Origin of the sequence: Agriterribacter humi, assembly GCF_009192765.1 — a bacterium.
GTDB lineage: Bacteria > Bacteroidota > Bacteroidia > Chitinophagales > Chitinophagaceae > Agriterribacter > Agriterribacter humi.
In genome coordinates this window covers 1-16,769 of sequence record NZ_VOHQ01000021.1, presented here as the reverse complement: position 1 = coordinate 16,769, position 16,769 = coordinate 1, and the positions used below count along the sequence as shown (strand labels likewise).

Annotated in this window: 11 protein-coding genes; 1 reads left to right on the top strand and 10 read right to left on the bottom strand. The window is 40.0% G+C overall.

The window, feature by feature from the left end; all coding sequences use genetic code 11:
* Window positions 1-98: 98 nt before the first annotated feature.
* The 3 genes from FRX45_RS22380 to FRX45_RS22370 form a co-directional block, all read right to left on the bottom strand.
* Window positions 99-278 carry a hypothetical protein gene (locus FRX45_RS22380; protein ID WP_152270720.1) on the bottom strand — a complete coding sequence of 60 codons (180 nt, stop codon included), beginning with the start codon at window positions 276-278 and terminating at the stop codon, window positions 99-101.
* Window positions 268-801 carry a hypothetical protein gene (locus FRX45_RS22375; RefSeq protein WP_152270719.1) on the bottom strand — a complete coding sequence of 178 codons (534 nt, stop codon included), beginning with the start codon at window positions 799-801 and terminating at the stop codon, window positions 268-270. Before FRX45_RS22375 ends, FRX45_RS22380 begins: the two co-directional genes overlap by 11 nt.
* Window positions 802-1,511: 710 nt before the next feature.
* Window positions 1,512-2,012: a toxin-antitoxin system YwqK family antitoxin gene (locus FRX45_RS22370; protein WP_152270718.1), complete on the bottom strand. Its 501-nt coding sequence runs from the start codon at window positions 2,010-2,012 to the stop codon at window positions 1,512-1,514.
* Between the two features lie 2,850 nt (window positions 2,013-4,862).
* On the opposite strand from FRX45_RS22370, the gene FRX45_RS22365 reads away from it, so the two are divergent.
* On the top strand, window positions 4,863-5,099 hold the full coding sequence (locus tag FRX45_RS22365; protein ID WP_152270717.1) for a hypothetical protein: 237 nt from the start codon (window positions 4,863-4,865) through the stop codon (window positions 5,097-5,099).
* A 1,042-nt stretch (window positions 5,100-6,141) separates the two neighbouring features.
* Here the strand turns inward: FRX45_RS22365 and FRX45_RS22360 are convergent.
* The 7 genes from FRX45_RS22360 to FRX45_RS22330 all read right to left on the bottom strand — a co-directional run bounded on the left by FRX45_RS22360 (window position 6,142) and on the right by FRX45_RS22330 (window position 15,531).
* The gene (locus FRX45_RS22360; RefSeq protein WP_152270716.1) at window positions 6,142-6,753 is read right to left on the bottom strand and encodes a FeoB-associated Cys-rich membrane protein; all 612 of its coding nucleotides are present in this window, start codon (window positions 6,751-6,753) and stop codon (window positions 6,142-6,144) included.
* Window positions 6,754-6,999: 246 nt separating this feature from the next.
* The gene (locus FRX45_RS22355) at window positions 7,000-7,476 is read right to left on the bottom strand and encodes a hypothetical protein (RefSeq protein ID WP_193311818.1); all 477 of its coding nucleotides are present in this window, start codon (window positions 7,474-7,476) and stop codon (window positions 7,000-7,002) included.
* A 2,595-nt stretch (window positions 7,477-10,071) separates the two neighbouring features.
* A complete protein-coding gene (locus FRX45_RS22350; RefSeq protein WP_152270714.1) occupies window positions 10,072-10,569 on the bottom strand; it encodes a hypothetical protein in 498 nt (165 codons plus the stop codon).
* A 968-nt stretch (window positions 10,570-11,537) separates the two neighbouring features.
* Complete coding sequence (locus tag FRX45_RS22345; protein WP_152270713.1) at window positions 11,538-12,203, bottom strand: DUF4279 domain-containing protein; 666 nt, start codon at window positions 12,201-12,203, stop codon at window positions 11,538-11,540.
* A 714-nt stretch (window positions 12,204-12,917) separates the two neighbouring features.
* The gene (locus FRX45_RS22340) at window positions 12,918-14,108 is read right to left on the bottom strand and encodes a tyrosine-type recombinase/integrase (RefSeq protein WP_152270712.1); all 1,191 of its coding nucleotides are present in this window, start codon (window positions 14,106-14,108) and stop codon (window positions 12,918-12,920) included.
* A 393-nt stretch (window positions 14,109-14,501) separates the two neighbouring features.
* Window positions 14,502-15,074: an HD domain-containing protein gene (locus tag FRX45_RS22335; RefSeq protein ID WP_152270711.1), complete on the bottom strand. Its 573-nt coding sequence runs from the start codon at window positions 15,072-15,074 to the stop codon at window positions 14,502-14,504.
* A gap of 10 nt (window positions 15,075-15,084) precedes the next feature.
* The gene (locus FRX45_RS22330; RefSeq protein ID WP_152270710.1) at window positions 15,085-15,531 is read right to left on the bottom strand and encodes a hypothetical protein; all 447 of its coding nucleotides are present in this window, start codon (window positions 15,529-15,531) and stop codon (window positions 15,085-15,087) included.
* Window positions 15,532-16,769: the final 1,238 nt, after the last annotated feature.

The window sequence follows — 16,769 nt, the reverse complement described above, 5'->3', positions numbered from 1 at the left end:
CGCCGTCAGCCGGTAACTGAAGCCGGGAATTGCAATTAGCTGATTGTACTATGTTCCGCCCCACTTGAGCCAAACCGCCTGTTGGTGGTTCGTGCCTTTTAAGCGGGCTGATGAGATTTTTGTGATGCCTTGATTTTTGTCCTGCGGATTACTTGTAACTTCCTTTTTGCTTTTTGTTTACGAATGAAGTCACTTATTGCCAATTCTTCCTCCTTTGTAATAGGCTGTTGTTGCCCGCCAATGAAATCTACGTCTAATTCTTTGGATTTATTTTTCATTTTGAAAATATTTATTTATAAGTTTTAGTGCAGCAATTGTGTCAATAATCATAATTCGTCCACCAACATGCATGGCTCCCAAAGTGTCAATATAATGTTGCACAAGTTGCGTCTTTGAAAAGAATGAAACATTACCCTCGTGTCCACGCTGAAAAGCAAGTTTGCAGGCAAAAGCAACTAAGTTGCCAGGAACTCCTGCGTAAACTTTTGTTTTCCCTTTGTTGAAAGGTGCACTTTCTACAAGATGCATGTAAACATGGTCTGATTTAATTTCTAAACTAATCAATCCTTGAATTACAGATTGATTATTTACAATTGTCAATTTGTAAACGTCACGCTGTGGTTGTTTAAGTTCGAACTTCCAATCAAATTGCCATTTATTCTTCTTAATTACGTTCTTTAGGTCGGCTGTGGTAACTATCGAAATGTCAGTTGCAAAACTGTCTCCAGTCACAACATTCTGAATTGAATTGGTAAGCTTGTCAATAATAAAATCGAGTCCTTTATTTTGCTGTCTTTTCACATAACGAATTTACGAAAAAAAAGGGGTATAGTCAAATACTGGTTAAAGTGTGCAGTGTGCCCAATGGCATGACCACCAACGGTACAGGTTGGCGAAGTGCGGATAATAGCGTTCCGTCCCGCCAGGCATACCGAAGTTGATTATTTATTTAAAAAGTACAAGTTATAGATTTTGCCGATTGTTTTCCGTCTGCCAGCACCATAGCTGAACAAAGAACCAAAAGTTGACGAACGTTTTACGTCTGCCCGCATTTTACGCCAACCTGCCTGTTATATGCACACTTGATTGAATTAATAGCAATGATCAGAACTGCAACACCGAAAAATGTTTGAATAGAATGCAACAGCTTTGCAATCACATGCTCTCTGTCTGCCATGAAATGAAAGCGGGTTTGAAAATAGTTGCTGAATAGAGTTTCTGAAGCCACTGTTTAGATAATAATTTTAAGGTATCCCTTTACCGAAGCGGAACAGAATTGTTGATGACGCTGGTTTGAACAAGTTGCATATAACGGTTCAGGTTGGCGAAGTGCGGATAATAGTGATCCGTCCCGCCCGGCTACCGAAGTTGATTATTTATTTAAAGTACAATTTATAGAATTTTGCCGATTGCGTTCTGTCAGCCGGAACAAAAGCAAAACAAATAACCAAAAGTTGACGAACGTTTTCCGCCTGCCCGCATTTTTGCCAACCTGCCTGTTGTGTGCTGTACTATTTTGGCTTGATTAATCGGTCGTCTTTATAAACTTTCTCACTAATCACTTTTCCGTCTTTTGATAATACTGTCCAGGTGCTGTCTCTTTTGCCGTTTTTCCAAAAGCTTACACTCCTGATAACTTTATTTTCATCGTCGTAGTACTCGGTTTTAATTTCAAGTTTGTTACCGTTAATTTCCCTATTCTTTTCTACATAAGAATAAGGTGTCTCAAAATAATATTGGTAAATAAACAATGTAGTTAACATTGAAAATAGAAATGCCAAAATAATAAACCACTTGTTTGATTTTAACCATGACTTGAAAATAAATGGCATAACAAGGCTAATTAGTGTCGCTCCAATTAATGTCAAAATAGTCATTGTAACAAGAGTTGTAAGTGGCTTTTGTTCGCCACCACTTGTTCCAATACTAGATGTATACATTAAAATCGGTGTTAGGACTATCATTAATATTGTCCAAACGATTATAAGTTTTATAGGATTTATTTTTGTCATTAATTCTTAGAAGTTAGAGGCGTCCATAAGTATAGCACACAACGGTACGGCTTGGCGCAGGTGGGATATTTGAAATCCGTCTGCTGAAATACCGGATGCCAATTTAAAGTAAAAAATATTGTATTTAGATAATTTCTGTTATGATGTCGTCAGCCTATAGCTGAAGTTTGGAATTGCAATTAGCCGATTGTACTATGTCTTGCCCCACTTGAGCCAAACCGCCTGTTATACGCCGTGACTTGTCCCTGGCAAAAAAAAAATGGCAGCTTAATATTATTCCTTAGGGCAGGGGTCGACGGAAACTATATTGTGCGAACTGACTGAAATTTATATGCCTAAAGCAAAACATAATAAAAGTCTTTTGAAGCCAAGCCTGCTGAATTTATTTGAGCGCCGGGTCTAACCGCCAGAGATTTACTATTTGCCAATGTCGAACAAAACACAATCAATAAAAGGGCTATTGCAAACGGTCAAAATAAACCTGCTCAAAAACAATTAGGGGCTTCCCTATACAAACCAAGTCTACCCAGCACGGGCATAGCCGAAAAATTACTATAGTTCAATAACCCGCCATTTTTTAAACGATCTACGGAAAACTGCCCGCAAAACATATTGCCTGTTATGAAAACCACTTTGCTAATGTCCTTTGTCTGCCGCTACAGATATAAAGATCATAGGGCAGTTGCGCAATGTCTTAGTGCAAAAGGTCTTCCAAGGCATGGCGTATAACGGTACGGCTTGGCGCAGGTGGGATATTTGAAATCCGTCTGCCGAAATACCGTATGCCAATTTAAAGTAAAGAATACTGTATTCAGATAATTTCTGTTATGATGTCGTCAGCCGGTAGCTGAAGCCCGGCACTGCAATTAGCCGATTGTACTATGTCTTGCCCCGCTTGAGCCAAACCGCCTGTTATATGCATACTTGATTGAAATTAAGAGTACTTTTTGTAACCGAAACAGCGAGAAATGTTTGAACAAATGGAACAGCGTTGTTGTCACAAGTTCTCTGTCTGCCGTGAAATGAAAGCGGCGTTGAAAATAGTTGCTGAATAGAATTGCTGTAGCCACTGTTTAGAAAATAATTTTAAGGTATCCCATTACCAAAGCCGAATAGAATTGTTGATGACGCTGTTCTGAACAAGTTGCATATAACGTTACAGGTTGGCGAAGTGCGGATAATAGCATTCCGTCCCGCCCGGCTACCGAAGTTGATTATTTATTTATAGTACAAGTTATAAATTTTTTCCGATTGCGTTCCGTCTGCCGGAACAAATGCTAAAACAAAGAACAAAAAGTTGAAGAACGTATTCCGTCTGCCCGCATTTTTGCCAACCTGCATGTTGTACGCTAGTTTTACCATTTATTCAAGTACACTCTTGAAACATCTTTAATGCTCCCACTATTAAAGCCTATATGTCCAGTTGTATACATGTCAAACACTCCATTGATCGTAACGTATTTGTCATTGAAGTTGTCAATTAATTTTCGATAATCGATATCACCAAAATCCACAAAGACTCCGTTTTTACCGATGCCATGCTTTGAATCCTCCTGAGACAAGTAGAGTGTAGATTCTTCTGTTGCTAAATGAAGAAACCCTGTTACATGAACTCTCTTACTGTGATATACTTCGGGAGTAGTAATTAAGCGAATGAGAGAAATATCATAACCATAATCAGACCTGCTTTTAAAATAATCGTCTGGACGAAATGAAGTGTCTTTAAACAAATATGTAGAGTCTGGGATCACAGCCTTGAAGTCAAGATTCCGTAATGTGTATTTTTGACTTTTTCCTTTATGCTTACACGAAGGGAAAATTAAATACAAAACCCATATGGCTATAATTATAGTGACTGCTCGCATAATTGCGTACAACGTTACAGGTTGGCGAAGTGCGGATAATAGCGATCCGTCCCGCCCGGCATACCGAAGTTGATTATTTAGTTAAAGTACAAGTTATAGAATTTTGCCGATTGCGTTCCGTCTGCCGGAACTATAGCCGAACAAAGAATGAAAAGTTGAAGAACATATTCCGTCCAGCCCGCATTTTTGCCAACCTGGTGTTGCACGCCTGTGACTTGTCACATATGATAAAGGGGCAGACCAAAAATATTCCTTGTGTGCAAGGTCAAACGAAATTATAGTTTAAGACTGACTGAAATTTATTTGTCTACAGCAAAACATAATACGAAGTATAAGAAGCAAAGCCTGCCGAATTTTGTCGCGCGTTGGGGCTAACTGCCAGAGACTTACTATTTTTCAATGTCAAACAAAACACATTCAATAAAACGGCTATTGAAAGCTGTCAAAATAAGCCTATACAAGAAACTGTCAAGAACTTACCAACACAAACCATGTCTACGAAGCGCTGGCAAAGCCGAAAATATGCTATAGCTGATTAACTGCCCCCTAAACTAATGTCTGCGGGAACTGCCCGTTACAGATTATTCAAAAAATTCGTCCGGCGAAATGTCAACGGACTATAGTTTGAAGCAAAAAATATTTGTCGGGCAGTTTACTATACGCATTAGTGCAAAACATTTGTCCAAGGCATGGCGTGCAACGGTACGGCTTGGCGCAGGTGGGATATTTGAAATCCGTCTGCTGAAATACCGTATGCCAATTTAAAGTAAAGAATACTGTATTTAGATAATTTCTGTTATGATGTCGCCAGCCGGTAACTGAAGCCCGGAATTGCAATTAGCCGATTGAACTACGTCCCGCCCCACTTGAGCCAAACCGCCTGTTGCGCGCCTGTGACTTGTCACATATGATAAAGGGGCAGATCAAAATATTCCTTGTGCACGGGGTCAACCGAAACTATAGTTAAAAGCTGATTGAATTTTATTTGTCTAAAGCAAAACATAATAAAAAGCTTTTTGAAGCCAAGCCTGCTGAATTTAATTGTGCGCTGGATCTAACTGCCAGGGACTTACTATTCTTCAATGTCAAACAAAACATAATCCATAAAAGGGCTATTGAAAGCCGTCAAAATAAACCTATACAAAAATTGTCAGAAACTTACCAATACAAACCACGTCTACGAAGGGCTGGCAAAGCCGAAAAAATTGCTATAGATGATTAACTGCCCCCGTCCACTAATGTCTGCGGGAACTGCCCGTTGCAGATTATTCAAAAAAATCGTCCGGCGAAACGCCCACGGCCTATGTTTTTGTATACAAATTTTATCGGGCAGTTTACTATACGAATTAGTGCAAAACATTTATCCAAGACATGGCGTGCAACGGTACGGCTTGGCGATGTGGTGGTATTTGAAAATCGTCAGCCCGTAACTGCTGCTAAATTTATATATAAATGTTCATTGTTTATTCAATTGCCCGGCGTTATTCGTCGGCCGAAACTGAAGCCGATTAACGTACCAATTGCTGAAAATATATTCGTCACCCCGCCATATTGCCAAACCGCATGTTGCACGCCTGTGACTTGTCACGTATGATAAAAGGGGGCAGACCACCAATATTCCTTATGCGTATGGTCAACCGAAACTATAGTTGAAAGCTGATTGAATTTTATTTGTTTATAACATAATAAAAAAAGTAGGAGAGGAGCCTGCTGAGTTTTAGTTGCGCCTGGGTCTAACTGCCAGAGGCTTACTATTTGTCAATGTCAAACAAAACATAATCAATAAAACGGCTATTGAAAACGGTCAAAATAAACCTATACAAAAACTTGCAACAGCTTACCAATACAAGCTACGTCTACGAAGCGCTGGCAAAGTCGAAAAAATTGCTATTTCTGAGGAACTGCCCCTTAAACTAATGTCTGCGGGAACTGCCCCTTACAGGTTATTAAAAGAAACCGTCCAGCGAAATGCCCCAAACTATAGTTTGAAATGCAAATTTTTCCCAGGCAGTTTATTATAAGTGTTAGTGCAAAACATTTGTCCAAGGCATGGCGTGCAACGTTCGAGGCTTGCCGCAGGGTTGGAATTGTTGCTGTGTCCGCCTGGCAACCGAAGCCGATTGAAAAACTGATGTTGAAGTTAACAACTAAAAGCCAAATAGAATTCGGTCAAGCCCGATATTAGCTGATAGTAGTATAACTGCCGATTGTTACTACGTCCGCCAGCCTTGCGGCAAACCTTTTGTTGGTGGCTGGGCTTATTCCTATCGTCTGTTTGCAATATTATCATGTACCCATTTTGCTTCGTCGTCTGGTGTTACTTTTTCTAATGTGCTACTTACTCTGCTAAACGTCGCTTGTGGAAAGTCATAAGGTTTGCTGTCGTCAAAATATGGTCCAACAACACCTAAAATCCAACCGTCTTTTGCTGCCCAATGAGGTTCGTTCACTCTATATTTAAAAACTTCATAGTGAACAAAGTTATTCAGTCCATCAAAATCAAAAGTCACTCGTTTAATATGTTCTATTTCGTCGGGGCAAGCATCAAGTTCAGTTGGAAATTCCAACCAATTAGCAAGGTTACTTTCTGCACCTTTTATCAGAGTATTATATTCTTTCGGAAAAAGATTTGTCTTGTCGTGGTCAGCTAAAAGTTGAAATGTTGTTTGTCTTGTCAATAAGTTTTGTGCAAAAGGTAAGACATCTTTCTCTGTCAATTCTTGTCCACTTTCAAGTTTTTCGTAGAGTTCTTTAACTCTGTCAAAACGTTCAGCGTTGAGTTTTTTGTTTTGACGTTTAACAGTTATAAATCTATAAACTGCAAAAAGCACAATAGCTAAAACTATCAGTCCAATTATTATAAAAACTATTTTCATTCTTTGTCTTATTTGATTTTGTCTGTCAGAGAGTGGTGTCTGTTAGCCTTGCCACCAACGTTACAGGTTGGCGAAGTGCGGATAATAGCGTTCCGTCCCGCCCGGCATACGAAAGTTGATTTTTTAATTAAAGTACAAGTTATAGAATTTTGCCGAGTGCGTTCCGTCTGCCGGAACTATAGCTGAACAAAGAACCAAAGGTTGAAGAACGTTTTCCGTCTGCCCGCATTTTTGCCAACCTGCATGTTACATGCAGGCTAGCCCCTTCATTCTCCCTAAATAACTATAACTGTGTTTTAATATCCATTTATCAGTTTGTAAATTATATTTTGCTCCAAAACGGTAAATACACTTTCTGTTCTCAAAATAATAATTTGTAAAAGAATAAACTCGTCCAAAATCACGGATATGTCCATTGGTAGCCATTATTAAATTCTCCTTTAAGAAATAATAAGTCCAATAATCTTCTTTTAGATCTCTTAAATGATGAGGATTAAAGACACCGATAGTGATTTTAACAAGTTTAAATTTTACTGTGTCCTGATAAAAATAAATAGTGTCTTTATTTGCCTCTATGCAAGTCTTTACTAATAAAAAATTCTTAGAACTCCGCACTGGAATATCAGAATAGTCCACTTCGCTTTCATCAATAATCTTATCAATATTCTGAACCTTAGTCTTAATATTCTGTGAAAAGCATATAGTCTGTAAGAGTAGCGACAAAATAAAAAGTAGCAGTTTCAATTAAATGTTAGATATTTTGAGGATTAATTTGCTTGCATGTAACGGAAACGGCTTTGCGCAGGTGGGATATTTGAAATCCGTCTGCCGAAATACCGGATGACAATTTAAAGTATAAAATATTACCTTTAGATTAATTTCTATTGTTTGGAAGTCAGCCGATATATAGAGCCTGGATTTGCAATTAGCCGATTGAACTTCGTCATGCCCCACTTGTGCAAAACCGCATGTAAGCTGCATGTGCTTCCTTTATCAACCGAAAAGATGAAAAATATAATACTGCTACTTTCCAAAACGCCTGTTTCATAAAAAGCACAAAAGTATAAAAAGCTAAACATCTGAATCGCAAACGGCAACTATACCAAAACAGGTTACCAATCTTAGGGTCTGCCACGCATTGCAGCTTACGGTACGGCTTGGCGATGTGGTGGCATTTGAAAATCGTCTGCCCGTAACTGGTGCTAAATTTATAATTAAAAGTTCATTGTTTATTCAATTGCCCGGCGGTATTCGTCAGCCGAAACTGAAGCCGAATAACGAACCAATTGCTGAAAATATATTCGTCACCCCGCCATATTGCCAAACCGCATGTTGCACGCCTGTGACTTGTCACGTATGATAAAAGGGGCAGATCACCAATATTCCTTGTGCATGAGGTCAACCGAAATTATAGTTTAAGACTGACTGAAATTTATTTGTCTACAGCAAAACACAATACAAAATTTAAGAAGCAAAGTCTGCCGAATTTAATTGCGCGTTGGGTCTAACTGCCGGAGATCTACTATTTTTCAATGTCAAACAAAACATATTCAATAAAAAGGCTAGTGAAAACCGTCAAAATAAACCTATACAAACCCTGGCAGCAACTTGCCAACACAAACCACGTCTACGCAGCGCTGACAAAGCCGAAAAAATTGCTATTGCTGAGCAACTGCCCCTTAAACTAATGTCTGCGGGAACTGCCCCCTACAAATTATTCAAAAAAATCGACCGGAGAAATGTCCACAGCCTATGTTTTTATATACAAACTTTGTCGGGCAGTTTACTACACGAGTTGGTGCAAAACATTTGTCCAAGGCATGGCGTGCAACGGTACGGCTTGGCGATGTGGTGGTATTTGAAAATCGTCAGCCCGTAACTGCTGCTAAATTTATATATAAATGTTCATTGTTTATTCAATTGCCCGGCGTTATTCGTCGGCCGAAACTGAAGCCGATTAACGTACCAATTGCTGAAAATATATTCGTCACCCCGCCATATTGCCAAACCGCATGTTGCACGCCTGTGACTTGTCACGTATGATAAAAGGGGGCAGACCACCAATATTCCTTATGCGTATGGTCAACCGAAACTATAGTTGAAAGCTGATTGAATTTTATTTGTTTATAACATAATAAAAAAAGTAGGAGAGGAGCCTGCTGAGTTTTAGTTGCGCCTGGGTCTAACTGCCAGAGGCTTACTATTTGTCAATGTCAAACAAAACATAATCAATAAAACGGCTATTGAAAACGGTCAAAATAAACCTATACAAAAACTTGCAACAGCTTACCAATACAAGCTACGTCTACGAAGCGCTGGCAAAGTCGAAAAAATTGCTATTTCTGAGGAACTGCCCCTTAAACTAATGTCTGCGGGAACTGCCCCTTACAGGTTATTAAAAGAAACCGTCCAGCGAAATGCCCCAAACTATAGTTTGAAATGCAAATTTTTCCCAGGCAGTTTATTATAAGTGTTAGTGCAAAACATTTGTCCAAGGCATGGCGTGCAACGTGCAGGTATTTGCGTAGTGACGCGAGAATCAACTTCGAATCTACAGTATGTTAAAAGCGGCATTGCGCAAATACCATGTTATTGGAAGTTGCATCAGTAATAATCATACCCTTTTATTTTTATCAGTCTCTATAGACTGCTTACGTCCTGATGCAACGTAGTTGATTGCAGCCTGCCCCTTCCCGTTCATGGAGCCGGTTGAAAGATGACCATTTCGTTAAATGGGTGATTTACGAAGTGGTCGTCTTTGTACCGCCCTGTTCTATTAGTCTGTAAAGCGGCGTTGTCTCATTGTCTAACTTTTATAATGTCCGGCTATTTTTTTACCGTCTTTAGCCGACCTTAAACGCTTATAAACGGATATTTAATTTTTAATCCTCTAACTTCGGTCAACCGTTCGTCCCCGTCTGTCCTGAAGGCGGCTTCAACCAGCCGGCTCCGAACGGTTGACCTGACTGAATCTTTCAACATCGTCCCAAAAAATAGTCCGGCATTCTTCCTGGATTCCCAATTGAGCCAACGCCGCTTCTTGATAGTCCACCCCCAGGGCGGGCAACCGGCTCCTGAACACTTGAAGGGCTGCAAGCAATTTCCAATAACGTTACAGGTTGGCGAAGTGCGGATAATAGCATTCCGTCCCGCCGGGCATACCGAAGTTGAATATTTAATTAAAGTACAAGTTATAGATTTTTGCTGATTGCGTTCGGTCAGCCGGAACAGAAGCTAAAGCAAAGAACCCAAAGTTGAAGAACATTTTCCGTCTGCCCGCATTTTTGCCAACCTGATGTTGCCTGCGCACCCTTCTTGTCAACGATTATAGTTTTCTGTTTTTTTAATAGTTCCGTCTCTATTGTAATACGTCCAAATACTGTCCTTTAACCAAACGTCACTTGTTGGGAAAGGTTCGGTTTCCGTTACAGTGTCTTGACTTACATAAAATTCAATCCGTTGCGGTTGTCCTATGGAATACTCATAGCGGATTTTCCGATACCTGTGTCCATTTTTGTTATACTCCGAACTTGATGTTATTAGCCCTGCCAATGTTAAGCGAGAAAAGACAAAAACTAACAATAATGGAATTGGTGTCGAGAAAAATAAAAGCAATTTGTCCCATAAAGTTTTTAGGGTTGCTTTCTTAAACCAAAATAAAAGTCCTAATGCAATTGCTGCAATAATCCAAAAGACAGGAAAAATAAAAACATATCCGAGAGAAGAACTTTGGTCACGGTTAATGTCCGAAATGAAGTAAAGCGTTATACCGTTGTACAAAAGGAAAAAACCGATTAATGTTCTACTTGTCTTCATAAGCTTTTTGAGGTGTCAGAACGGGTTGCAGGCAACGTTACAGGTTGGCGAAGTGCGGATAATAGCGATCCGTCCCGCCCGGCTACCGAAGTTGATTATTTATTAAAAGTACAAGTTATAGCTTTTTGCCTATTGCATTCCGTCGGCCGGAACAAAAGCTAAAACAAAGAACAAAAAGTTGAAGAACGTTTTTTGTCTGCCCGCATTTTTGCCAACCTGATTGTTAGCTGCTGCTATGTCTTAGATCAAGGTCGTTTAAAATAGTCTTTGAGTATTCATTCAATGCGCTTCGATGATATAAGAGTCCTAATAGTGAACTTCCTAATCCAATTATCCAAATAAAGAAAATGAATAAAGCTATTTGAAAATAATTATTCCTTACATTAAAAAGTATCAGGGTTGTCAAAAAAGTCAAAAGAATTAACGCAAATATGATGATCAATAGGCCTGCGTATATGAATGGTACACATTTACATTTTATAATCGTCCCATCATTCGTTTCCTCTAAATTAAAATAAATCGTTCCCAGTCCTCGAAATGGTTTAAGCATGTGCGGCCATCTTTCTATTTCTATTACATTATTACTAATCTTAAACGATTTATAGTCTATAGGTTCAGCTGAAATAATGCTTTTACTCCTTTTTTGAATTTCTATTTTTTTAGCCAGGTCTGCAAAGATTTCTGTTTTAGATTTCTCTGTTTGGATCTCGAAATATTTGCTCAATCGGTTTTGAATCATGTCGGTTGAGTTGCAGCTAACGTTACAGGTTGGCGAAGTGCGGATAATAGCGTTCCGTCCCGCCCGGCGTACCGAAGTTGATTTTTATTTACAGTTTAAGATATAATATTTTGCCGATTGCGTTTCGTCTGCCAGAACAAAAGCTAAAACAAAGAACCAAAAGTTGAAGAACGTATTCCGTCCTGCCCGCATTTTACGCCAACCTGCCTGTTGGTAGCAGTAGTTTTAGTTATGTGAAAAGATGTCCGCCCGCATTAATGTCAAAGTCAATTTCAAGGTTTAGCTTACTCATTCGTCTTATGTGGTCTTTGTCGATGTGATGTCCACCAATTAGAGTGTTGCCATTATGAAAAGATGAATAGACCTGAATATGTCCATTGGCATTGTTTACGAGCTTTTCAACTCCTTCTCTGTCTTGTTCTAAATAGTTAAGCAATTTAGTGAGTTTATCCTCAAACTCGTCAGCCTCTGGGTTTGGTTCAAAAAATATTGAGCTCCATTTCCACAAAACATTTTGACCTCGCTTGTCTCCTTTATTATGTCCGCCCGTTGCCTTTAATTTTGTCATTCCTGAAAGTTTGTCAAAACTATGGACTTCAGATATTGCTTTAAAATAAACAGAGTGATAGGCTTCAATATTGACGTGTCGCACCGAAATTTCTGGCTCTGTGTCAATATATATAGCTAAATAAAACTTCTCATCTTTAACAGGTAAATATACAATTGCTGTTCCGTCGCCACTTTCTTTGTCAACCCTTGCAACTTTAATCTTATTGTCATCATAAACAATTTCATGAATTTTTAAAAATTGTTCTGTCACACCAAATGTTTTGATCTCAATTTCTTCAATCGCTTTTTCAATTATTGGAGTGTCTGTCATAACTATTGCTACCAACGTGCAGGTATTTGCGTAGTGACGCGAGAATCAACTTCGAATCTACAGTATGTTAAAAGCGGCATTGCGCAAATACCATGTTATTGGAAGTTGCATCAGTAATAATCATACCCTTTTATTTTTATCAGTCTCTATAGACTGCTTACGTCCTGATGCAACGTAGTTGATTGCAGCCTGCCCCTTCCCGTTCATGGAGCCGGTTGAAAGATGACCATTTCGTTAAATGGGTGATTTACGAAGTGGTCGTCTTTGTACCGCCCTGTTCTATTAGTCTGTAAAGCGGCGTTGTCTCATTGTCTAACTTTTATAATGTCCGGCTATTTTTTTACCGTCTTTAGCCGACCTTAAACGCTTATAAACGGATATTTAATTTTTAATCCTCTAACTTCGGTCAACCGTTCGTCCCCGTCTGTCCTGAAGGCGGCTTCAACCAGCCGGCTCCGAACGGTTGACCTGACTGAATCTTTCAACATCGTCCCAAAAAATAGTCCGGCATTCTTCCTGGATTCCCAATTGAGCCAACGCCGCTTCTTGATAGTCCACCCCCAGGGCGGGCAACCGGCTCCTGAACACTTGAAGGGCTGCAAGCAATTTCCAATAACAGTTGTATTTGTATATAAGACGCACTACTTAATTTTTGCTTCGCATTGATTATCAAAGATAATCAATGCGTTTTTTGAAATTGCTGAGTGCGCCAATGACGATTGAATATTTTTATAATATGTCGTCCGCGGCCTTCTCCCATAAACTGTCTAACGGACTTAATATATTGATCAACTGCTCCTTTTTTACATGCAGGTACCGCTCCGTTGTCTTTATGCTGAAATGCCCCAGCAAATCTTTTATATACCGCACATCTACACCCTTTTCTAATAAATGCGTGGCAAAACTATGCCTTAATCCATGAAAACTGATATGCTTCTTTATGCCCGCCTTTTCTTTGGCTAACTGAAATACCTTTTGCGCACTCTTTACGCTATAGGGCGTTCCGGCTTCCACACCTTCAAATAAATAAACCCTGGGCCTGGGCTTGCTTTCTTTTATATATGCCCGAAGTATATCCAATACCAGCGGACTCAACATCACATACCTGTCCTTTTTTCCTTTTGCACGCTCTACAAAAATTTGCATCCGGTCACTGTCAATATCCGATAACTTTAAACCTACCACCTCGCTCACCCTCAGCCCGGCTCCGTAAGCAGTAAATAATATGGCCTTATGCTTCTTATTGCCAACGCTCGCAAATAAGCGCCTTAACTCCTGTTCGCCCATCACCTTCGGAAGCTGCAATGGTTTCTTTGGCCTGGGAATCTCCCAAAAAAACTTTTCTTTTCCCAGCACCTGCTCAAAATAAAACTTCAGCGCATTAATCCGGCTATGCGCGGTATTCTCGCCAATCCCTTCCTTATTCATAGCATAATGCATATACCTTTTTACGTCTTCTACCGACAGATCAGTTACAGGTTTATTTTTTAATAATTTCAGCAACTGCATAAACTCGTTACGGTATGTACGTATAGTGGATTCACTGTATGATTTCAGCGCTAACTTCTGAATGAGCTTCTTTAGTTCCCCCAGGTTCTCTTCACTCAGCCTCCAAACCGCCGAATTGGGCGGTGCACTGTTTACTGTTGACATTACTTTCACCGGCCGGGACTCATTTTTCCTCTCCTTCAGGTATTTTCGTATTGCCGTGGTATCTAAAGTGGCCTTGCCGCTTACAGATTGTTGAAACGCTTTATAGTCCGCTTCCTGCAAAGGAATATACCAGCACTTATGGGTTTTACTCCATGCAGCGCATGGCAATGCTTTTAAAATTTTATTAATGGTAATATCTAATGCAAAATGCAACGCTATGCATGCGTTGCCTCGATGCGTGAGTGGTGTTAGCCTGATGTTTTCCATAACCTGCCGTTAATGCATACGCCTTCCTCGGCCACAGGGTTAGGGGTGAGAAAGGGTTGTATAAATACGCACAACAAGTTAATAAATAACTAAGATGAGTACAAATTATTTTGCGGCCAATGGCTTATTGAACAATTTTTTTCCATCAGTAATAGTTTACATGTATTTGCGGCGCGGAAAACTGGGCATGCAATAACTGTACTCCGTTTTTAATTATGGGTTGATGGATAAACCGGAAAAGGCATTTTGAAATTAATCCCTATTGTCCGGAGAAAAATTTTAAGAAATAGATGAAACCCAATTCGGGAGGATACTTTAGCCCGCTCCGGGCGGAGAGGGGTTGCCTGCTGTAGGCAGGGGGGGCGGTAAAACCAGAGCCTACTTTGCAACCATTTAAACCTTATTCACAGTGTTTTGTATGTGTTGCAGGGATTGCGCTACTGTTTTGATTGCCTCCCTGTAAAGTATGCTGTTTCCCTTATTCAGCACTTCAAGTAACGACATATATTCCGACATGTATTTTACGGAAAACCCGTATTCAATATTGGCGATGTCGGTGCTGTTATCAATAATATCGGCATACTTGACCGTTTGCGCATCGGCACTAATGTCTTTTAGCCTGTCGTTCTCCATCCTTTTTCTTTTCCGCCTGTTCCATGATGGAAAAGCTGAGGGTGTGTACACATCTGTTAATTCCCTTACCAACTCAATCACACGCGTGGTATCGGGCTGTTCAAAAATTTCGTTGAGAGATGACCTTAAATCTTCTTCCTGTACTTCTGTATCCTCAAGAACGTCATGCAGCAGTGCAGCACACAGCAACACTTCATCATTACTTACTTTATTGCAGGTTTGCATTACACGCACCACGTGGTTAATATATGGTTCGTCTGCAAATTTTCTCCTTTGCCCCTCATGCGCTTTGGCAGCAAAAGACTGTACTTTTTCTATCAGTTTAGTATGCATTGGATAACTATTATTTGGTATACCTCCGAATGGCTTTTATTGTTAGTGCGGTAGCCAGTCCACCCAGCAGGTATAAGCCCACCGTTAATATTTTTGTCTTTGTTGTCCTGGTAACGGGTTCATCATTAAGCCCCATAGGACTGGGTAACGAAAGTGCTCCTATGCCTGCCAGCAGTCCATATCCGGCTCCTCTGAGTAGCAGGTCTTTATCATTTGCACCCCCGATCATGGCATAGTAGCCCGTGTTTGCTCCCAGGTCGCCCGCTAATGTGAGTCCTGTTAAAGTATTGCCCATTGGCGGTTTCGCATCAGCATTTTGAAACGCCCTGGTTACGGCTTCCTCGCCTATGATATCCATTCTGGGCGCATCCTTATCAAAATGTGCGATGGTCTGGTGTACGATGTTTAACACTGCTGCGCCTGCAAGGCCACCCAAAATGTTTTCTGCAATTTTCATAGCATCTGTTTTTTAAATTATTACCATTGGTTCTCACAATCTTTAAATACTGGTGCTTTCAGAAGGGCGGTTTGTATTTATGAATTGCAATTTATATGCCCGTTGAAATTCAGTTTACCTGCATAGGAAATTGAGGAAATTGTTGCCCATTGACTGGGTTTTCCAAAAATTTGCCGGTTTAGATGCCTTTTTGGGGTTATCCCTTAAGCGCTGCTTAAGCATGTTGAAATTGAAGATTTGCAGTCAGCTACAATTAACTTACCGGTAGCATTTGATAGGTGTAGTAACAAAGAGGAAATAGCATAGCCTGCAATTTGCATCCTGACTGACAAAGAGTAATCTCACTAAAATGTCATTGCAGAGCCCCCTGATGCAGGCTTCCCTCACGTAGTATTACCATTGTGTGCAGAAAGTATCCATATAACTCAATTGTACAACAAGTGAAAATAACTGTATTATATACATTTATGTATCGGGTTCTTAACAAATACAACTTGCTAAGAGGAAAGCCTTACTGCACCTGCATCGTAAATTTCCCGCAGTGTAGAAGAAGAATGACCGATCATTCATATTAAGCACTATTTTTTAACAGCACAAACCTGTGTTTCTTTGTGTAACAAATCCAATGATCCGTATCCAGTATCCAAATCCAATAATCCAGTTAGTCCGGTATCCATGACAAACATCCTGATCCTGTGAAAACCTTGCCGAACCAGAACAACACCCGATCCAATACCCTAAGGAAGAACAGCAATGTATTTTAACCGTCCGTATAAATCATTGCAACGGTAAAACAGCAGAAAATGGTGCAGCGCTTTGCGCTACTGATTAAACTGATCCCCTTCATAACCTTAATCTATTTCCATTTTCTGTTGTTTTTGTATTTACTGCCCGTGTCATCGTTCCCCATTTTTCAAAGCTTTACATTGTTGTTAAGTAATAGCAATTGGGAACTATGTCTCCTGGTGAAGCAACAATAGTTTAGGCTCTTTGCATATTTATCAGGGATAAACAGATGAAACCACAGTGCCACCAAAGCTAAATCAGGGCGTGTGCACGGATGTGTTGTATCCTCATCCGTGCTTGTCCCGATAGCTATCGGGATTGTTACTTTTCTTTCAAGTGTACAGCAGTTGCAACTCCAAACCGGAAAAAGTAACTTGCCGAAGCAGTGCTATCACAAGCCGTTTTTTGTCTTGGTGCCTCAAGCCCGAGTTCAAGTCTGGCAAAGTTCTTTG